This window comes from Actinacidiphila sp. DG2A-62, assembly GCF_035825295.1.
GTDB lineage: Bacteria > Actinomycetota > Actinomycetes > Streptomycetales > Streptomycetaceae > Actinacidiphila.
Genome location: NZ_JAYMGI010000002.1, coordinates 3,495,647 through 3,513,730 on the forward strand (window position 1 = coordinate 3,495,647; position 18,084 = coordinate 3,513,730).

17 protein-coding genes and 1 pseudogene are annotated in these 18,084 nt (G+C 72.9%); 13 read left to right on the forward strand and 5 right to left on the reverse strand.

Translation table 11 applies throughout. From position 1 onward, the window contains the following. Positions 1-2: 2 nt before the first annotated feature. The 5 genes from VSR01_RS15285 to VSR01_RS15305 all read left to right on the forward strand — a co-directional run bounded on the left by VSR01_RS15285 (position 3) and on the right by VSR01_RS15305 (position 5,103). Positions 3-1,499 carry an ATP-binding cassette domain-containing protein gene (locus VSR01_RS15285; protein WP_326449749.1) on the forward strand — a complete coding sequence of 499 codons (1,497 nt, stop codon included), beginning with the start codon at positions 3-5 and terminating at the stop codon, positions 1,497-1,499. A 244-nt stretch (positions 1,500-1,743) separates the two neighbouring features. Then, complete coding sequence (locus VSR01_RS15290; protein WP_326449750.1) at positions 1,744-3,144, forward strand: glutamate decarboxylase; 1,401 nt, start codon at positions 1,744-1,746, stop codon at positions 3,142-3,144. Between the two features lie 17 nt (positions 3,145-3,161). Next, on the forward strand, positions 3,162-3,377 hold the full coding sequence (locus tag VSR01_RS15295) for a dodecin (RefSeq protein ID WP_326449751.1): 216 nt from the start codon (positions 3,162-3,164) through the stop codon (positions 3,375-3,377). A 164-nt stretch (positions 3,378-3,541) separates the two neighbouring features. Then, the gene (locus tag VSR01_RS15300; RefSeq protein WP_326449752.1) at positions 3,542-4,027 is read left to right on the forward strand and encodes a DUF7144 family membrane protein; all 486 of its coding nucleotides are present in this window, start codon (positions 3,542-3,544) and stop codon (positions 4,025-4,027) included. A 62-nt stretch (positions 4,028-4,089) separates the two neighbouring features. Then, the gene (locus tag VSR01_RS15305; RefSeq protein WP_326453677.1) at positions 4,090-5,103 is read left to right on the forward strand and encodes a rod shape-determining protein; all 1,014 of its coding nucleotides are present in this window, start codon (positions 4,090-4,092) and stop codon (positions 5,101-5,103) included. A gap of 349 nt (positions 5,104-5,452) precedes the next feature. Here the strand turns inward: VSR01_RS15305 and VSR01_RS15310 are convergent, their stop codons facing one another. Both VSR01_RS15310 and VSR01_RS15315 read right to left on the reverse strand, forming a co-directional pair. Further along, positions 5,453-5,974 carry an HD domain-containing protein gene (locus tag VSR01_RS15310; protein ID WP_442785677.1) on the reverse strand — a complete coding sequence of 174 codons (522 nt, stop codon included), beginning with the start codon at positions 5,972-5,974 and terminating at the stop codon, positions 5,453-5,455. 73 nt (positions 5,975-6,047) lie between these two features. After that, positions 6,048-7,154 carry a helix-turn-helix domain-containing protein gene (locus tag VSR01_RS15315; RefSeq protein ID WP_326449754.1) on the reverse strand — a complete coding sequence of 369 codons (1,107 nt, stop codon included), beginning with the start codon at positions 7,152-7,154 and terminating at the stop codon, positions 6,048-6,050. A 488-nt stretch (positions 7,155-7,642) separates the two neighbouring features. Here VSR01_RS15315 and VSR01_RS15320 point away from each other — a divergent pair, with 488 nt between their 5' ends. From VSR01_RS15320 to VSR01_RS15335, 4 genes are all read left to right on the forward strand, one after another. Continuing rightward, positions 7,643-7,849, forward strand: coding sequence for a hypothetical protein (locus VSR01_RS15320; protein WP_326449755.1), 207 nt, complete (start codon positions 7,643-7,645; stop codon positions 7,847-7,849). Then, positions 7,846-8,232, forward strand: a complete 387-nt coding sequence (locus tag VSR01_RS15325; protein ID WP_326449756.1) for a hypothetical protein — start codon at positions 7,846-7,848, stop codon at positions 8,230-8,232. The genes VSR01_RS15320 and VSR01_RS15325 overlap by 4 nt, the downstream gene beginning before the upstream one ends. Before the next feature lie 441 nt (positions 8,233-8,673). After that, entirely contained in the window at positions 8,674-9,531 is an 858-nt protein-coding gene (locus tag VSR01_RS15330; RefSeq protein WP_326449757.1) for a radical SAM protein, read from the forward strand. 12 nt (positions 9,532-9,543) lie between these two features. Then, positions 9,544-10,344 (forward strand): hypothetical protein, encoded by an 801-nt coding sequence (locus VSR01_RS15335; protein WP_326449758.1) that lies wholly within the window; start codon positions 9,544-9,546, stop codon positions 10,342-10,344. Between the two features lie 393 nt (positions 10,345-10,737). Here VSR01_RS15335 and VSR01_RS15340 read toward each other — a convergent pair whose 3' ends face one another. Then, on the reverse strand, positions 10,738-12,114 hold the full coding sequence (locus tag VSR01_RS15340) for a BlaI/MecI/CopY family transcriptional regulator (protein ID WP_326449759.1): 1,377 nt from the start codon (positions 12,112-12,114) through the stop codon (positions 10,738-10,740). A gap of 114 nt (positions 12,115-12,228) precedes the next feature. Between VSR01_RS15340 and VSR01_RS15345 the strand changes: the two are divergent. The 3 genes and pseudogenes from VSR01_RS15345 to VSR01_RS15355 form a co-directional block, all read left to right on the forward strand. Further along, a pseudogene (locus VSR01_RS15345) lies at positions 12,229-12,882 on the forward strand (DedA family protein); the annotation flags it as partial. A gap of 119 nt (positions 12,883-13,001) precedes the next feature. Continuing rightward, positions 13,002-13,613, forward strand: a complete 612-nt coding sequence (locus VSR01_RS15350; RefSeq protein WP_326449761.1) for a phosphatase PAP2 family protein — start codon at positions 13,002-13,004, stop codon at positions 13,611-13,613. A 492-nt stretch (positions 13,614-14,105) separates the two neighbouring features. Next, entirely contained in the window at positions 14,106-15,146 is a 1,041-nt protein-coding gene (locus tag VSR01_RS15355) for an ArsR/SmtB family transcription factor (protein ID WP_326449762.1), read from the forward strand. A 157-nt stretch (positions 15,147-15,303) separates the two neighbouring features. Here the strand turns inward: VSR01_RS15355 and VSR01_RS15360 are convergent, their stop codons facing one another. After that, positions 15,304-15,855, reverse strand: a complete 552-nt coding sequence (locus tag VSR01_RS15360) for a YceI family protein (protein ID WP_326449763.1) — start codon at positions 15,853-15,855, stop codon at positions 15,304-15,306. A 96-nt stretch (positions 15,856-15,951) separates the two neighbouring features. Between VSR01_RS15360 and VSR01_RS15365 the strand changes: the two genes are divergently transcribed. Further along, the gene (locus VSR01_RS15365; protein ID WP_326449764.1) at positions 15,952-16,455 is read left to right on the forward strand and encodes a MarR family winged helix-turn-helix transcriptional regulator; all 504 of its coding nucleotides are present in this window, start codon (positions 15,952-15,954) and stop codon (positions 16,453-16,455) included. Between the two features lie 410 nt (positions 16,456-16,865). Here VSR01_RS15365 and VSR01_RS15370 read toward each other — a convergent pair whose 3' ends face one another. Continuing rightward, the gene (locus tag VSR01_RS15370; protein WP_326449765.1) at positions 16,866-18,026 is read right to left on the reverse strand and encodes a PucR family transcriptional regulator; all 1,161 of its coding nucleotides are present in this window, start codon (positions 18,024-18,026) and stop codon (positions 16,866-16,868) included. Positions 18,027-18,084: the final 58 nt, after the last annotated feature.

Sequence of the window (18,084 nt, forward strand, 5' to 3'; positions counted from 1 at the left end):
TTATGACTCGCGCCATCACCTTGCACGAAGTATCCAAGTACTACCCGAAACAGCCGTCCCCGGCCGTGGACCGTTTCTCGCTCGACATCGCGCCCGGTGAGTTCCTGGTGCTGCTGGGCCCCTCGGGCTGCGGGAAGTCCACCGTGCTGCGGATGATCGCCGGCCTGGAGGACATCACCACCGGCGAGCTGCTGCTGGACGGCGAGTACTCCAACGACCTCGCCCCGGGCGACCGCAAGATGGCGATGGTCTTCCAGAACTTCGCCCTCTACCCGAGCATGACCAGCCGGGAGAACATCGGCTTCCCGCTGCGGTTCGAGATGCCCGGCGAGGAGCACGGCCCGCGGGTCGACGAGACCGCCCGCATCCTCGGCATCGAGGAGATCCTCGACCGCTATCCGGGGCAGCTGTCCGGCGGCGAGCGGCAGCGCGTGGCGATGGGCCGGGCGATCTCCCGGCACCCCTCGGTCTTCCTGATGGACGAGCCGCTGTCCAACCTCGACGCCAAGCTCCGCGCCCACCTGCGCGCCGAGATCGCCCGGCTCACCCACGGCATGGGCGTCACCACCGTGTACGTGACGCACGACCAGGCCGAGGCGATGTCGCTCGGCGACCGGGTGGCGATCATGCGCAGCGGCGTGCTGCAGCAGATCAGCACCCCGCGCGAGGCGTACCACCTGCCCGAGAACGTCTTCGTCGCCGCCTTCGTCGGCACCCCGCGGATCAACCTGCTGCAGGCCACCGTGATCGCTCCACTCAGCGGAGGGATGTGGATCGATTTCGGTCGCCAGCGCCTGGGTCTGCCGGAGCCGCTCAGCTACGACCACCAGATGCTGCGCATCCAGCAGGGCCGGCCGATCATCGTCGGGCTGCGCTCGGAGGCGGTGCGGATCGCCCAGCCGAGCGCGGCGCACGCGGGCGAGGTGGTGATCAGCGGGATCGTGGAGCACGTGGAGTACCAGGGCCACGAGTCGCTGGTGCACCTGAACACCGGATCGCGCCCGGCGATCGTGCCGGAGCTGGAGGCGCCGCGCCCGGCCGGTCCCGGCGCGCGCTCCGGCAGCCGGCGCGCGGGCGGCACGGTGGGCCTCGGCAAGCTCGCGCAGAAGGCCGCGCGGCGGCTCCAGGCGTCGGTGCTGGACCGGGACGGGTCCGGCTCGGGCAGCCACGCCGCGGGCTCCGGCTCCCGCGCCGACGGGGGCGGCCCCGAGCGCTCCGGCGGCCCCGGCGGCGAGCGCTCCGGCGGCTCCGAGCGGTCCGAGGGCGTGCCGGCCAAGCCCGGGTACGCGCCCGGCGGCACGCCGGTGTCGGTGATGGACCGCCCGGCCGCCCCGCCGGAGACGCAGACCGGCGACCTGGTGGTGCGCACCGGCCCGGACATCCGGGTGCGGCGCGGCGACCGCGTGCCGCTGCTGGTGGACCTGGCGCACCTGTACGTCTTCGACCACGAGGGCCGGCGGATCTGCCCGGCCCCGGCGCAGCAGCCGCGCCTGGAGTAGCCGCGCGAGGGGGCAGCCCCACGAGGGGGCGGCCCCGCGAGGAGAGCAGCCCCACGAGGGAGCGGCCCCGCGAGGAGAGCAGCCGCGCGGATGGCGTCGTCGCGGGTGCGGGCGGGGCCCGCGCCTGGCGTAGTCGCGGGTGCGGGCCGGCCGAAGCGGGGAAGGCTGCCGTCATGGGCATCGACGCGCGTGGCGGCGGCCGGACACGCCGGGCAGGCCGTGGCGTCGGGCGAGGAGAGACGTCATGGCGTTGCACAAGGGCTCCGGCGAGGAGCCGGAGGTCGCGGTCAACCCGTTCTTCGGAGCCGCCGATCCGGTGGGCGGCATGGAGACCGCGCCGCCCAAGCACCGGCTGGCGCGGCGCCCGATGCTGCCCTCGGCCGCGTACCAGCTGGTGCACGACGAGCTGATGCTCGACGGCAACGCGCGGCTGAACCTGGCGACGTTCGTCACCACGTGGATGGAACCGCAGGCCGCGGTGCTGATGAACGAGTGCGCCGACAAGAACATGATCGACAAGGACGAGTACCCGCGCACCGCGGAGCTGGAGCGGCGCTGCGTGTCGATCCTGGCCGACCTGTGGAACGCGCCGGACCCGTCCGCGGCCGTCGGCTGCTCGACCACCGGCTCGTCCGAGGCGTGCATGCTGGCCGGCATGGCGCTCAAGCGCCGCTGGTCCCGGCGCACCCCCGGCTATCCGGCGACCGCCCGGCCGAATCTGGTGATGGGCGCGAACGTGCAGGTGTGCTGGGAGAAGTTCTGCACGTTCTGGGAGGTCGAGCCGCGGCTCGCGCCGATGACCGGGGACCGGCTGCACCTGGACGCCGAGGCGGCGCTCGCGCTGTGCGACGAGAACACCATCGGTGTGGTCGCGGTGCTCGGCTCGACCTTCGACGGGTCCTACGAGCCGGTCGCGGAGATCTGCGCGGCGCTGGACGACTACGAGTCGCGTACCGGCGTGCACATCCCGGTGCACGTGGACGGCGCGTCCGGCGGCATGATCGCGCCCTTCCTCGACCCGGACCTGGTGTGGGACTTCCGGCTGCCGCGGGTGGCCTCGATCAACACCTCGGGCCACAAGTACGGCCTGGTCTACCCCGGGGTGGGCTGGGCGCTGTGGCGGGACGCCGAGGCGCTGCCCGAGGAGCTGGTCTTCCGGGTCAACTACCTGGGCGGCGACATGCCGACCTTCGCGCTGAACTTCTCCCGGCCGGGCGCGCAGGTGGTCGCGCAGTACTACACCTTCGTGCGGCTGGGGTTCGACGGCTACCGCGAGGTGCAGCAGGCCGCGCGCGACGTGGCCGGGTCGCTGGCCGGGCGCTTCGCCGGGTACGACGACTTCCGGCTGGTCACCCGCGGCGACCAGTTGCCGGTGTTCGCCGTCACCACCGCGCCGGACGTGGGGAGCTTCGACGTCTTCGACGTGTCCCGGCGGCTGCGCGAGCACGGCTGGCTGGTGCCCGCCTACACCTACCCGGCCGACCGGAAGGACCTCGCGGTGCTGCGCGTGGTGTGCCGCAACGGCTTCTCCTCCGACCTCGCCGACCTGCTGATGGACGACCTGGACCGGCTGCTGCCGGAACTGCGCCGCCAGCCGCACCCGCTGAACCGGCCGGAGAGCGTCAAGACCGCCTTCCACCACTGATGATCGGAGTCCACGTCATGGCCGAGCACACCTACCGCGTCACCGAGATCGTCGGCACCTCGCACGAGGGCGTCGACGCAGCCGTGCGCAACGGCATCCGCCGCGCCTCGCAGACCCTGCGGGGCCTGGACTGGTTCGAGATCACCCAGGTCCGCGGGCACATCGTGGACGGCGAGGTCGAGCACTACCAGGTCGGCCTGAAGGTCGGCTTCCGCCTGGAGGAGACGGAGTAGTCGCGGTAGCGGGACCGGACTGTGGGCCGTACGGGGGCGTTTCCCCGTACGGCCGCTCCCCGTACGGCCCAATCCGAGTGGCCAAATCGGACAATCCGTCAAAACTTCTGTCGTTAAGGCGGATCACGCCGGAAACGTTCCAGGGAGTCCAGGGAGAGCCCGACATGAGCCATGAGCAGCAGTCCCCCACCGCCTCAAGCTCCCCGAGATCGGCGCACCCCCGCCCGCCGGAACACGACAGCCGCGGCGCCTGGGCGGCCGGCGGCACCGTCTTCGCCGGCATGCTGCTGCTGATCGCCGGCGTGATGGCGATCCTCGAAGGCATCGTGGGCATCGCCAAGGACTCGGTGTACGTGGTCACCCGCGGCGACTACACCTACAAGTTCGACGTGTCGGCCTGGGGCTGGATCCACCTGGTCCTCGGCGTGATCGCGGTCCTGGTCGGCTACGGGGTGCTCACCGGCGCCGCGTGGGCGCGGCTGGCCGGTATGGCGATCGCCGGACTGAGCATGATCGCGAACTTCATGTTCCTGCCGTACCAGCCGGTCTGGTCGGTGATCATGATCGCGATCGACGTGTTCGTGATCTGGGCGCTGGCCGCCTACCCGCACTACGCGCGCGCCGCGCGCTCCGGGGGTGCCGGGCTGTGATCGTCACCGCCCCGGACGAGGGCACCCTCACACCGAGCCTGGAACACCTGCGCCGCTGCTCGATGGCGGTCGACATGGGCGCCGCGCGGACCCGCGTGTACCTGCGCAACGGCGGTCTGGTCGTGGACGAGCCGAGCGTCGCGGCGGTCGACGGGCGGACCGGCGCGCTGATCGCGGTCGGCGCGCGGGCCGAGATGATGGCCGGGCGCACCCCGGACCACATCCGGGTGGTCCGGCCGATCTCCAGCGGCGCGGTGGTCGACGTGGCGATGGCCCAGCGGATGCTGCGGCACGTACTGGGCGACAAGCTGGGCCGCCGCTGGCTGCGGATGTCCGTGGTCCGCGGCATGCCGGTGATGCGGGCCGCGGTGTGCCTGCCGCACGGCGCCGAGCCGATCGCCCGGCGCGCGGCGGTCGAGACGATGTACGGGCTCGGGGCGCGCCGGGTGGAGCTGGTGGACACGCTGATCGCGGCGGCGGTGGGCTGCGGGCTGCCGGTGGAGCAGCCCGAGGCGACGATGATCGTGGTGTGCGGGGCCGGCACCACGCACGTCGCGGTGCTCTCGCTCGGCTCGATCGTCGCGGCGCAGACCGTGCCGGTGGGGGGCGACGCGATCGACCGCGCGGTGGTGGAGCACCTGCGCAGCCGGCACGAGCTGCTGCTGCCGAGCCAGTCGGTGCGGCCGCTGCACCAGGTGCTCGGCGGCCCGCTGAACGGCGGGACGGCGTCCACGGAGGTGCACGGGCGCGATGTGATCAGCGGGCTGGCGCGGACCGTGCGGGTGGAGACGGAGGACGTCCGGCAGGCGATGCGGACGCCGCTGACCGGGGTGCTCGACGCGATCACCGGGGTGCTGCGGCGCTGCCCGCCGGACCTGGTCGCGGACCTGGCCGACCGGGGCATCATGCTGGCCGGCGGCAGCGCGCGGATGCCGGGCCTGGACCCGATGCTCCGCCAGGCGACGGGCATGCCGGTGCACATCGCGCCCAACCCGGACACGGTCGCGGTCCGCGGTCTGGGTTCCATGATCGAGGCCCGCGTCCGCCCCACCCCGCACGACCCCCTCGCTCCCTGAGAAACGCCGGGCGCTGAGCCGCTGGGCGCTGAGCCGAAAGCGGGAGTGCGTCGCCATGACGCCGGACGCTGGGCCGCTCGGCCCCTGTACGCCGATTCGGCGCTGGACGCTGACCTCAGATCAGGGGCGCGGGGAGCTGAGGACTCGATGGCGGCGGCAAGGCCGGCGGCGGTCGACGCCGGGCAGGTCTGTCCACCGGTGGCTCCGCAGAGTTGGCCGGTAGTTCCGCCCCCACGCGGAGCGGAATCGGCCACTCCCGCACCTACAGTAACCGAGCTGCACCCAACGAACCCCCCGCGCCCTGATGGGCAGCGGGGGCTTTCGTCGTTTAAACAGCCTCGCGGCGAGGCTACCGAAGGTAGGTCTGCTGCCACTCCACCGAAGTCATCTTTAGTGCTGCGTTGGCGAGTTGGTGGGCGGAAGCCGTCTTCAGCGCGGCCAGGCTGGTGTCAATCCAGTTCTGAACGTTGCTGTGCCCCTGCTCCCGGTACTCGACCGCCTGAAGGAGACATTCGAGCTTGTCGGCGTCGTGCGCCACGATCACTTCGAGGCTGTCGCCGGTCTCGTACTCCTCTACGACGCGGTTGATCCCGGCGGCTACGGCCGGGTGAGCCGCTGACACCTGGTCCGCAGTGACGGTCTGGTTCGAGGAGGCCGTGAGGTAGCGGCGGCCGATGTGCGGAATATCGCCGATACGAGTCTCTTGTGTGTCGTGGAAGGTGCACATCAGGGCAACCTTCGCCGGGTCCGCCCCCTCCATCAGCGCCAGCACCGACCCGACCACTGCCGTGCGGAACGAGTGCTCGGCGATGGTCTCGGGGTCCTTGACTCCGGCAATCCACCATCCAGAGCGCTTCGCACGCTTGAGCATGCCAACTTCGAGCAGGTATCCGGCTGTTCCGGCCGCTTCGGTCTCTTCGCTCACGGCTGCTGCCTTCCGGTGATCAGGTGCGTTGTTCGATGAGAAGGTGTTGCACGGTTCCGAGGTCGCGGCGGGACCGCGACGACAGCTCTTGCGCTTCGAGGGCGTAGGTTGCGCGTTTGCCGAGCTTAGCGGCGGTCGCCGGGTCAGCTGCGAGCAGCCAAGGTTGAGCGACCAGCAGTGCCCACAGGGAGTGGGCATAGAGGTCGACAAAGGTCGGCGCTTCCTGCATGCCTTGCGTCAACCGTCGCAAGAGGGTCACGGGGTCGAAGCCCGAGAGGTGGCGATCCTCCATGAAGTGATCGTCTGGTTCGGTATGGGGCGCTGCGCCGAGCCAGTAGGCCCAGTAGTTCAGGTTCGCCGCTTCGCCCGTGTCGTCGTCCGCCATCGACCGCTCGATGAAGTCTCGCAACGGTTGCGGGTCGCCCTGACGGGCCAGCGCCGCAGCGATGGAGCGGGCTTCGGCCCAGTGGTCGGTCCACCCGCGTTGGGACAGCACGCCCCGGCGGGAGTGAAGGGTGTGCGCGGTCCAGGAAGGCGCGCTGGCACTGCGGTCGTAGCTCGCGAGGTAGAGGGCCTGGCGCCGCAGCAACTTGCTTTCAGCGCTGTGTGTCAGGGCGACTTCGGCCATGGTGCGCAAGTGCCCTAGAAGTTCGTCGCGCTCTCCGGCCGGTAGGTACGGCGCGGTGGCCACGGGGCCGCGGCGGGTCGAGTGTTGGCGCGCACCGATAGCCGGCGGGGCGGCGCCGTTGACGGCCCAAGCGATCATGTGCGCGGTTTGGCGGTCGTGCACCCACCCGGCAAGGGGGTGCTCTTCGAGCCGCGCCGGGGGGTCGAGGGCGGCGTCAATGATGCGGTCCGCGTCCATGGCCGCGTCGAGTAAGCGCACAACGGCCTGTTCCGCCCCCAATCCCGGTAGGCGACGCTTCAGGGCGAGCAGGGCACCGGCCTTGACGTTGGCCAGCGGGCGACGCCCCGTCTCCCATCCCTGCACGGTGGCCAGGTCGACGTTCATCGCCTCGGCGAAGGCCGGCTGAACCATCGGGATGCTCTCTCGGGCAAGGCGAAGCACATAGCCGGTGATCGTGCCCGTTCGGGCACGGCGCTGGTTCCGAGATGCCGCAGTCATCGTGTCTCCGAACGACCTTCAGCGATTCGTCTTGCGAAACCCGTACTGGCAGTCAGTCCAACCAAGCGCGGGCCAGCCATACGTTCAGTCCAAGCGGTCGTAGGGCCCGAAGTAGAGCTATCAAGCCGACCCTACCGAGATGCAGCCCGTTCCGTGGTCGGTCGGCAACCCTGCGCTACGACCATTGCTTAGCTTCGCCCAGGGCACAGAGGAGGAGACGTGACCGGCTTCGAACAGCCGCTAACCGGCCGGTGCGATCTGCCGTCGACCCCCGAGGCTGTTGGGATAGGCCGGGAGCACGCGGAAACGGTGCTCGACAAGTGGGGCGTGCCCGAGGGCGTTCGGTATTACGCGTTGGTGGTGCTCTCCGAGTTGCTGACCAACGCCGTGCAGCACGTCTCGCCTTCCCACCTCCCGGTGGAGGGGCCCGACGCGTCCCCGGGTTGCAGCCTGATTATGCGGCTCACGGACCGCGCCTCACGGTGTGCGTGTACGACCTGGACCGGAATCCCCCGGTGCTCAAGTCGCCCGGGTTCGAGGACAGGCGGGGCCGGGGCCTGTTGCTGGTTGAAGCGCTCAGCGAAAACTGGGGTTACACCTATCCCGCCCCGGGTACTGGAAAGCTGGTGTGGGCGCGCCTGGCCGTGCCGAGCCTCGCGCGGTTAGAGCTACCGGCGTTGGCGGTGAGCGCATGAATGCCGCCCTCGCCGCGGCGACGAACGACACGGAGACGTTGGTTCGCGTCAGAGGCGGGCTTCGTCTCGACCAGACCGGAGCTGTGACCCTTCCGGCGCCGCTCCTTGACGACTTGTCCGCAGTGCTCGACAGCGACCGCCCCCTGACCTCGGAGCAGATTCAGGAGTTGACGCGCCGCTTGAAGGGCCTCCTCCGCGTTCTCCTTCGCATCGCGCCGCCGGGCAACGCCTTGGATGCGCCCGCGCGCCGGCTGGTCACCGAACGGGCTCCCGCGACGGGCGTTGCGGCGCTGGGGCACCTTCGCCGATCGGCCGTGTGCGTTCTTGACATCGCCGAGTACGTCACGGCGGCCCCGCCGCGCGACTCCCCCGACTCCGGTTGACGCCGCCGTCACCCATGACTCCCACTTCGGCGGCCCCCAGTGGTAGGGAACCGTTTCGGTCGCGCCGCCGGGGTGGGTTTAAACAGCCCGTTTCGCCCTGCCCCTTTTGGGACGGGCAGGCCCGCCCCGGTGGCCCCATGGGCCGCGAGGACGAACCGGGGCGGGTTCCTCACACCACACACGAATCCGACCGTCTGATTCGGGCGACCGTTCGCAACGAGCCCGACCTTTACCCGTCGGACGACGACTAGCGAGCCGCGAACACCGCCTCAGCGGCCTCGGCCGACTGACTCCCGCCCCCGCGAACGTCCACTACGGCTCTCCCCCACGGTTCGTAGCGATCTTGCGGGGGCAGGGCACTCCCCGGTCCGGTCCCCCGCTCTTTGGGGGGCCGGGCCGGGTTCAACCGGAAGTCACACCTCTCGATTTGGAGGAACGCGCATGACCACTGCATTACCGAAGGCCGACAGCCGCACGCGGCTGTTGTGGCTGGACCTCACGAGGACCTGCCAGCTCCACTGCGATCACTGCTACAACGACTCGGGGCCGCAGGGCGGCCACGGCACCATGACCCGCGAGAACTGGTTCAGCGTGCTGGACCAGGCGGCCGGGCACGGCATCACCAACGTTCAGTTCATCGGCGGCGAGCCGACCATGCACCCCGACTTCCCCGAGCTGGTCGAGTGCGCCTTGGATCTCGGCCTGCAAGTCGAGGTCTACAGCAACCTCGTCCACGTCTCGGAGCGGTGCTGGACATTGTTCCAGCGGGACCGGGTGAGCCTGGCGACCTCCTACTACTCGGACCAGGCCGCGGAGCACAACACCAGGACCGGGCGCGCGTCGCACCGCAGGACCCGGGCGAACATCCAGCAGGCGGTCAGCCTCGGCGTGCCGCCGCGAGTGGGCGTCATCGGCGACTCGAAACACGCGGAAGCCGCGCGACGGGACCTTACGACCCTCGGGGTCACGCGCATCGGCACGGACTACGTACGCCCCTTCGGGCGGGGCTCAGCCGGCCACGCCCCGGACATGTCGGGCCTGTGCGGAGGCTGCGGCGACGGCACGGCTGCCATCGGGCCGGACGGCAAGGTCTCGCCGTGCGTCTTCTCGGCGTGGATCGACACGGGCAACGTCAAGGAGACGCCACTGGCCGATATCCTCGGCGGCGCGCAGATGCAATCGGCCAGTACGGCGATCCGGTCCGTGACCGTGGGAAAGGACCCCTGCGGCCCCGACGACGACAACGACGACGAGTGCTCTCCCGGCTACCCGGGAAGCGAGTGCACCCCCAGGAACTGAGAAGCGAGATTCATGACCGACAGCCTTCCCGGGCCGGAGTTCTGGACCGTGGTCCACCCGTACACCGGTGAGGTGAGCAACGCGGAGCGCACCGCCCGGGGCTTCAGCTCCGACGTGACAGCTCTGGTCGACTGCGAGAAGGGGCCGTTCTTCGTCAAGGCCATGCGCAACCGGCCCGGCGGCCGGCGTGACTCGCTCATGCGGGAACGGCTGATCAATCCGTTCGTCCGGTCCGTGTCGCCCGCGCTGTGCTGGGAGGCCGAAAGCGAAGAGTGGACGGTGCTTGGCTTCGAAGTGGTCGAGGGGCGGTCGTCCACGTTCGACTTCGGCTCTCCCGACCTTCCGGCGGTCGCCTCTGTGGTGAGGCGCATCGGGGAGATCCCGCTACCCCCGGTCGCGCAGGCGTGGGCGGAAACACGGTGGAACCGGTTCGCTGCCGACGAACGGGAGGCCGGGCTGTTCGCCGGTGACTCGTTGCTCTACACCGACATCAACCCGAGCAACCTGCTGATCGGCGGCGGGGCAACGTGGGCCGTCGACTGGTCGTGGCCCACCCGTGGGGCCGGGTTCATCGACCCCGCGTGCCTGGTTCTCCAACTGATCGCGGCCGGGCACGATGCGAAGTCGGCGGAGTCGTGGGCCCAGTGGTGCCCGGCATGGGTGAGCGCGGGCCCTCGGGCGATCAACGCGTTCGTACTGGCGAACGTCCGCATGTACGAGACGTTCTCCAAGCGCAAACCCGAGGCGCCATGGCTGGCGACCATGGCGACAGCCGCGCGGTCGTGGTCGGACCATCGCAATCTGGCGAAGTAAGTCTGCGAGTACGACGACGGGGCACCCGCAGGGGTGCCCCGTCCTCTTGCGTTCCCGGTTACTGACCTTGAACGCGTGATGGTGCATCGCAGGACGGACCAGACACGGTCACAGCCGCATCGCTGACAGGAAGCCCTGCCCCGCACGCTGCCTCTCCTCGCGGCGACTGGCTCCAACCGACCACCAGTCCGCACCATTTCTCGCAAGTCGTGACAGGACGGTTTCGTGGGGGCAGCAGGACATCACATCGTGCCGCTGTGCGCGGGCTGGTAAGTGGCCCCCGGGAGGGGGACCGCTATTCGCCCTGGGCCACCTCGATGGAGCCGTGGAGGTCGGACGCGGCCTCCAGGGCGCAGCCGGCGGAGAGGGCGAGGCAGGCGAGCAGGACCGCCGCTATGGCGCGCGGCGTCCGGGCGCGCAGGAGGGGCCGGCGCCGGGCGCGGGCGCGGCGCCGAGGAGGGCGGCGACGCGGCGCGGCACGGGCCCGGCCGTCGCCGACAGGACCGTCGCCGGCCGGGGTCCTGGCCGCGCGGCCAGCGCCGCCCGGCCGATCGCCCGCGCGGCCAGCCGCCGGTCGCCGACGTGCGCGGCGGCTTCCTCGTCGGCCCAGCGTTCCAGCGCGTAGGACAGCGGCGCCCGCAGCCCGCGCAGCACCGGGTGGCAGGCCACCGCCACCGCGAGCACCACGAGGAAGGCGTGGTGCCGCCCGGCCAGGTGCGCCCGCTCGTGCGCGAGCAGCGCCTCCCGTTCGCGCGGGTCGAGCGCGGCCAGCATCCCGGAGGTGACCACGATCCGTCCGGGCCGCCCGGGCAGCGCGTACGCGTCCGGCCCGGGATCGTCCAGCACGGTGAGGTCGCCCGCCGCCTGGCCGGAGCGCGCGGCGGCCCGCCGGGCCCGTGCCGGCAGCAGCAGGTGCCGCCGCCCGGCCCGTACCAGCGCGACCAGCACCGCGGCCAGCAGCACCGAGGCCAGGACCGCGGCCGGCACGGTCTCCTGGTCGCCGACCACCGGCAGCACCAGGTGGCCGAGCGCCGCGACCGGCGGCAGCCGCAGCGCGCCCGCGCCGGCCAGCAGCACGAGGGCGGCGGTGCTGCACGCCGCGAGCACCGCGGCGGACCCGGCGAGCAGCCAGGCGGCGGCGCGCGGCGGCAGCACCTCGGCCAGGCGCCGCGCCGCGGGCACGGCGAGCAGCGGGAGCAGCAGCGGGAGCCAGACGGCGATGTTCACGCGCCGCCTCCCCTGCGCGTCCCGCCGGCCCCGCCGGCGCTCGGGGCCGCTCCCGCCGGCCTGCGGACCCGCCGTGCCCCGGTCACCGGCGGCGTCGGCGGCGTGCGCGGCCTCGGCGGCGTGAGCGGCGTCGTCGGCGGCCTCGGCGGCGTCCTCCGCGCCCGACGCGAGCAGACTGCGCAGCAGCGCCTCGTCGTCCGGGCCCAGCTCGGAGACGAAGCGGGCCAGCACCACCCCGCGGTCGTCGCGCGCGGACTTGTCCAGCTCGGTGCGCATCCGGCGCGCGGCCAGACCGGGCGAGTCCTGGACCGGCAGGTACGCGTAGCCGCGGCCCGAGCGGGTGCGGCTGACCGAGCCCTTCTCGTGCAGGCGGGCCAGGATGGTGGTGACCGTGGTGCGCGCCAGGTTCGCGTTGAGCGCCGCGTCGAGGTCGCGCTGCACGTCGGCGGGGGTGAGCGGGCGGCCGCCCGCGGCCCACAGCGCCGCCAGCACGCTGGCCTCCAGCTCGCCCGCAGGGCGGCGACCCGCAGTGGCGTCCGGCATCGGTCGCCCCCTTCCCGCTCGTTCGTCTACAGTTCAGTAGACTGTCTACATGACTGTAGTCAGTCGAGGCGCCGTTCCGCGCCCCCGGACCCATTATGGGAGGGCTCCATCGTCATGCCCCTGCCCGTGCTCGACCAGGCCGTGAACGTGCTGGACGCGACCTCGCTGCTGTCCTCCTTCGGGGCGGTCGGCATCGCGGTGGTGATGTTCGCCGAAACCGGCCTGCTGATCGGCTTCTTCCTGCCCGGCGACTCGCTGCTGTTCACCGCCGGCCTGCTGTGCGTGTCCGGCGGGTCGAAGGCGGTGCACCTGTCCCTGTGGCAGGTGCTGATCGCCGCGCTCGCGGGGGCGCTGCTGGGCGCGCAGACCGGCTATGTGCTCGGCCGCCGCGGCGGCCCGGCGCTGCTGGCCAGGACGCGCAGCCGCAAGCTGCACGAGGGCGCGGTCAGAGCGGCGGAGCTGCTGGACCGCTACGGGCACGCCAAGGCGGTGGTGCTGGCCCGCTTCGTCCCCGTGGTCCGCACGGTGCTGAACCCGCTGGCCGGCGCGCTCGGCGTTTCCGCGCGGACGTTCACGCTGTGGCAGGTCGTGGGCGGCACGGTCTGGTCGGTCGGGCTGGTGCTCGGCGGGTACGCGCTCGGGTCGTCGATCCCGCACGTGGACACGTACCTGCTGCCGCTGGTCGCGCTCATCGTGCTGCTGTCGCTGCTGCCGCTGGCGCTGGAGCTGCGCCGCGGCCGGGCGGCGGCCCGGCGCACGGGCGCGCGGCACGCCGGGCCGGGCCGCGCGGCGACGGCGCGGCCCGAGGAGACCGCCGCCCCCGGGGGCGGCGGCACAGCGGCCCACGGCGACGCCGCCGGGGCCCACCACGACGAAGCGGAGGCGCTGTGAACTCGCGCGTGGACGCCGGCCTCTACCGGTGGGTGGTCGACCTCAGCCTGCGCACGCCGCAGCCCGTGGACGACGTGATCCGCTTCTTCAGCGACTACGGCCTCGCCCTCTTCGCCGTGCTGATGCTGCTCGCCTGGTGGCGGGCGCGGCCCGCGGACGGCGCGCGGATGGCCGCCGCGCTGGCGGTGCCGCTCGCGGTGGTCGCGGCCTTCCTGGCGAACGACGGGGTGAAGTCGCTGGTCGACGAGCAGCGACCGTGCCGCACGCTGCACACCGCGACGGTCGAGGCCTGCCCGGCGCTGGGCGACTGGTCGTTCCCGAGCAACCACACCGCGATCGCCTTCGCCGCCGCGGCGGCCCTGCTGGTCGCGCACCGCCGGCTCGGCCTGGTCGCGCTGCCGCTGGCGGTGCTGATGGGCCTGTCGCGGGTGTGGATCGGCGCGCACTACCCGCACGACGTGCTGGCCGGCGCGGTTCTCGGCGCCCTGGTCGGCTGGGCGCTGACCGCCCTGGCCGCACGGCGCGCCGCCCCGGCGGTACGGCGGCTGCGCGGCTCGCGGCTGTTCGGCCCGGCGCTCGCGGTGGGCGGTGCGCCGCCGGTCAGGTGAGCGGCCCTTCGGGTGAACGGCTCATGGGGGCCGCCCTTCGGGTGAACGTCGTCACGACGAGCCGCCCCCGGGTGCGCGGCGTCACGGCGAGCCGCCCGCGGGTGCGCCGCGCCGCGGCGAGCGGGCCGGCGACCCGGCCGCGCCGACGCCGCTGACAGCGCTTACCTCGCCCGGCCGCCGCGGGCCCCGCGGCCGGTCCTTCCGGCCGGCCCGGGCCTTCCCCGGCCTCCTCCCCCGGCCGCCCCTCGCGCCCTCACCGCCAGGGGAACCGCTTTCCCGCGGCCCGCGTCGTAGTCGTGCGACCCTCGGGCAGCGCGTCGGCCGGCGCCGACGCGCGAAGGCGGCGGACATCGCGTCCGCCGCCTTCGCGCCCCCCGTTGGGCCCTGCCGGAGTCCGGCAGGGCGTCCAGCATCGGGGCTCGCGGCCCGGCCGGGCCAGTAGTTTGCACCCCAGCGAAAACACCAGGTCATGTCTGTGAGGGACTGGTCGACTTGCCGTTAAGGATTCACTTCACCAGCGACGACCTCGCCCGTGTGACGGTGGCCCCGTGCGCCGACATGCTGTGGGAACTGGCGCTCAGCCTCACCGTGTTGCAGACCCCGCAGGCGCCGTCGGCGTTCCGGCCGTGGCGCGGCGCGGCGGTCACCGCGCTGGCCGCCCCCGCCGCCCGCGGCCCGGTCCGGCTGCTGACCACGCTGGTCGCGGCGCAGGGCTCCTTCCCCGACTTCCTCACCCCCGACCAGGCGGTCCGCCGCCGCGACGGCTTCGCGGCCGGCGTCGACACGGTGCGGGCCACATCCGCCGCGATGCTGCGCAGCGACCTGCCCGCGGTCTTCCAGGACCGCCGGCCGCCCACCTGGGTACGGGAGCTGGCCGCCGGCGAGCCGCGCCGGCTGACCTCGGTGGCGGACGCCCTGCAGACGTACGGCGAGAGCGTGGTGCTGCCGTACGAGGCCGCGATCGAGTCCGCGGTGCAGGCCGACCGCACCCTGCGCAGCCGCGACCTGCTGGAGGGCGGCGTGGACCGGATGCTGGGCCGGCTGCCGCCGCCGCTGCGCTGGCGGCCGCCGGTGCTGGAGACCGCGTACCCGTCCGACCGCGACCTGCACCTCAGCGGGCGCGGGCTGACCCTCGTGCCCTCCTACTTCTGCTGGGGCACGCCGGTCACGCTGATCGACCCCGAGCTGCCGCCGGTGCTGGTGTACCCGGCCGTCGACGGCGGCCGGCCGGTCCCCGGCGGCGGGCGGCTGACCGAGCTGCTGGGCCACACCCGGGCGGAGGCGCTGCGCGCGCTGCGGGTCCCGCAGTCCACCAGCGAGCTGGCCCGGCGCGTCGGCACCTCGGTGGCGTCCGCGAGCCGGCACACCGCGGTGCTGCGGGACTCCGGGCTGATCCGCAGCACCCGGCACGCCAACACCGTCATCCACGTCGTCACCGGCCTCGGCCTGCGGCTGCTGGAGTGCGAGGACCGGGCCAGGGAGCGGGCGGCGGCGCGGCCCTCGCCGGAGGCGCGGACCGCGGCAGGAGCGTGACCGGGGGCGTCGGGCGGGGGCGTCGGGCGGTGGGCCGGGGCATCGGGCAGGGGCCGGGGGCGGACACGCGACCGGCCGCCGCCCGCGGGGTGCGGACGGCGGCCGGTAGGGCACGCGGCGCGCCGGGCGGCGGCCCGGGCGCCCACGGGCCGGTGGCTCAGGCCTTGGCCTGCGCGGCCTCGATCTCCAGGGCGATGCGGATCTTGTCGCTGACCGCCGCGCCGGCGGCGCCGCCGGTGATGCCGAAGTCGCTGCGGCTGATCTCGGTGGACGCGGAGAAGCCGGCGATCGGGTGGCCCTCGTAGTGGGTGCCGAAGCCGTTCAGCTCCAGCTGGAGGGTGACGGTCTTGGTCACGCCGTGCAGGGTCAGCTCGCCGTCGACCTCGAACAGCTCGGACGTCTTGGGACGGATCGCGCCGGAGACGAAGGTCAGCTCCGGGTACGTCTCGACGTCCAGGAAGTCGGCGTTGCGCACGTGGTTGTCGCGCATCTCGTTGTTGGTGCTGACCGAGTTGGTCTTGATCACGGCCTCGACCTTGGACTCCAGCGGGTTCTCCGCGGTCACGATGGTGCCGGAGAACTCCGCGAAGTGCCCGCGGACCTTGGAAACCCCCAGGTGACGGACGTAGAAGGAGACGTCGGAGTGCACCGCGTCGATGGTCCAGGTGCCGGCGACGTAACCGTCGATCACATCGGTCTGCGTGGTCATGGGGAGGCTCCTCAGGGGACTGCTGGAAGAAATGATTGAGCTTTCACCGACCATAGACCCGATCCATTGAGAGTTCAACCACCGTATGCTGGACCCATGAGCGACGTGCGGTGGCTGAGCAGCGAGGAGCAGGAGATCTGGCGGGCGTACCTGACGTCCACCGTCGAGTTCACGTCGTACATCGACCGCCAGCTGCGCCGGGACTCCGGGATGCCGATGGCGTACTACGAGATCCTGGTCCGGCTCTCCGACGCGGAGGGGCGCTGCCTGCGGATGAGCGACCTGGCCGACGCGTCGCTGTCCTCGCGCAGCCGGCTCAGCCACGCGGTGGCCGCGCTGGAGAAGAACGGCTGGGTGGTGCGCAGGCCCGCGGACGGGGACCGTCGCGGGTGGGTCTGCGAGCTGACCGACGAGGGCTTCGCGGCGCTCGCCGAGGCGGCGCCGGGGCATGTCACGGCGGTCCGCGAGAAGCTCTTCGACGTGCTCACGCCGGAGCAGCTGGCCACGCTGCGGGACGTGGGGCGGGCGATCTCGGCGGGGTTGCGGGAGGAGTGCGACGCCGCTCGCGCGGAGGCGGTCTGCGACGAGTCGCCCTGCTGACGTCCCCCCTGACGCTCCCGGCCGCCCGTCCGCCCACGGCATCAGCTCCGCGCTGACGCTTCTCCCCGGCTGCGTGGGAGTGCGTGCGGTGTGCGCTGGGCGCCCGCTCGTTTTTCAGGGGCGCGGGGAACTGCGCGACAAGCCACACCGCGGCCCGCAGGTCGTCATCGGCCCGAAGGGGCAGATCAATCCTCCCCCAGAGCTTCGCCTGGGAGGTACCCCCACCCAGAGCTTCGCCTGGGAGGTACTTCCACCCAGAGCTTCGCCTGGGAGGTACTTCCACCCAGAGCTTCGCTTGGGAGGTACCCCCAGGACCACCGGCCCGGTGGGGGGTTGCTGGGGGTACCTCCCGGACGGAGTCTGGGGGAGCAGTTCCTCGCGCCCCTGATGGGCTCAGCGCCCAGCGCAAATCAGAGGGGGGCGTCGGGCCAGTTGAGGAGGCGCGCGCCGAGCGCCGCCGTCTCCAGGGTGTAGCGCTGCAACGCGTCGTCCGGGTCGAACCCCGTCAACGCCGCGATCCGCTCCAGCCGGTACGACAGCGCCCGCACGCTGAGCCCGAGCCGCCGGGCGGCCTCCGCGTTGACGTAACCCGCTGCCGCGTACGCGGTGATGGTCTCCACCAGCGGCTGCGCGCCGCCCCGCGCCCCGACCAGCGGTCCCAGCACCGTCCGCACCAGATCCGCCATCGCCGCGCGGTCCCGCATCAGCACCGGGAAGACCAGCAGGTCCGTCGCCTCGAGCACGTGCGCCTCCAGCCCGAGCCGTTCCGCGAGGTCCAGCGCGCTGAGCGCCTCCTCGTAGGAGCGGACGACGCCGACCGCGCCGCTGTGCGGCCGGCCGACCGCGACCCGCGCGCCGCCCGCGGCCGACAGCTTCACGAACGCGTCGAGCAGCGGGCCGTATGCCGCCGGCGCGACGCAGACCGCCCGGCCGTCCTTCGCCGCGATCAGCGCGTCGTGGTCGCCGAACCGCCCGGCCAGCTCGCGCTCGATCCGCAGCAGCAGCGGATGGCGGTCGTCGAAGCCGGTCAGAGCGCGGTCGCCGCCGCCGGCCGCCGGGCCCTGGGAGCCGGCCGCCGGGGCGGCCCCGGGCGTCGCGTCCACGGCCGCCTCGGGGGCCGGCGCGGCGACCGCGACGGTGTGCCGGTCGGCCAGCCGCAGCCCGAAGCGCTCGGCCTGCTCGGCGATCCGGCCGGGGTCGCTGCGCCCGTAGAGCAGGTCGTCGACGAACGCGCGGCGCGCGGCGACGACCTCGGCGACGGCGGACCGCCGGGCCCGCTCGTGCCCCTCGGCCAGCGCGGCGACGCCGGTCTCCAGCGCGGCGAGCACCGCGGCGCCCACCCGGCGCAGCTCGCCGGCGTCGCCGGCCCGGGCCACGCCGGGCAGCCCGGCCCAGGCGCGACGCACGGCGGTCAGGTGGGCGGCGGTCAGCTCGCGCAGCCCGTAGCCGGCGTCGGCGGCGTGCTCGCCGGCGGCGCGGCGCGCCTCCCGCTCCGCGCGGGTCAGCACGCGGCAGCTGACCGATATCTCGGCGAGCGACTCGGAGAAGCCCGCGACGAATTCAGGAGGCACGGCTCCGCCGGTCCCGCCCGTCCCGTCGGTCCCGCCCGCAACCGACGCCGCCACCACG

Coding starts and splice junctions, on each gene's coding strand:
- VSR01_RS15285 (WP_326449749.1), top strand. CDS start 3: ATGACTCGCGCCATCACCTTGCACGAAGTATCCAAGTACTACCCGAAA.
- VSR01_RS15290 (WP_326449750.1), top strand. CDS start 1,744: ATGGCGTTGCACAAGGGCTCCGGCGAGGAGCCGGAGGTCGCGGTCAAC.
- VSR01_RS15295 (WP_326449751.1), top strand. CDS start 3,162: ATGGCCGAGCACACCTACCGCGTCACCGAGATCGTCGGCACCTCGCAC.
- VSR01_RS15300 (WP_326449752.1), top strand. CDS start 3,542: ATGAGCCATGAGCAGCAGTCCCCCACCGCCTCAAGCTCCCCGAGATCG.
- VSR01_RS15305 (WP_326453677.1), top strand. CDS start 4,090: ATGGCGGTCGACATGGGCGCCGCGCGGACCCGCGTGTACCTGCGCAAC.
- VSR01_RS15310 (WP_442785677.1), bottom strand. CDS start 5,974: ATGCTCAAGCGTGCGAAGCGCTCTGGATGGTGGATTGCCGGAGTCAAG.
- VSR01_RS15315 (WP_326449754.1), bottom strand. CDS start 7,154: ATGACTGCGGCATCTCGGAACCAGCGCCGTGCCCGAACGGGCACGATC.
- VSR01_RS15325 (WP_326449756.1), top strand. CDS start 7,846: ATGAATGCCGCCCTCGCCGCGGCGACGAACGACACGGAGACGTTGGTT.
- VSR01_RS15330 (WP_326449757.1), top strand. CDS start 8,674: ATGACCACTGCATTACCGAAGGCCGACAGCCGCACGCGGCTGTTGTGG.
- VSR01_RS15335 (WP_326449758.1), top strand. CDS start 9,544: ATGACCGACAGCCTTCCCGGGCCGGAGTTCTGGACCGTGGTCCACCCG.
- VSR01_RS15340 (WP_326449759.1), bottom strand. CDS start 12,114: ATGCCGGACGCCACTGCGGGTCGCCGCCCTGCGGGCGAGCTGGAGGCC.
- VSR01_RS15360 (WP_326449763.1), bottom strand. CDS start 15,855: ATGACCACGCAGACCGATGTGATCGACGGTTACGTCGCCGGCACCTGG.
- VSR01_RS15365 (WP_326449764.1), top strand. CDS start 15,952: ATGAGCGACGTGCGGTGGCTGAGCAGCGAGGAGCAGGAGATCTGGCGG.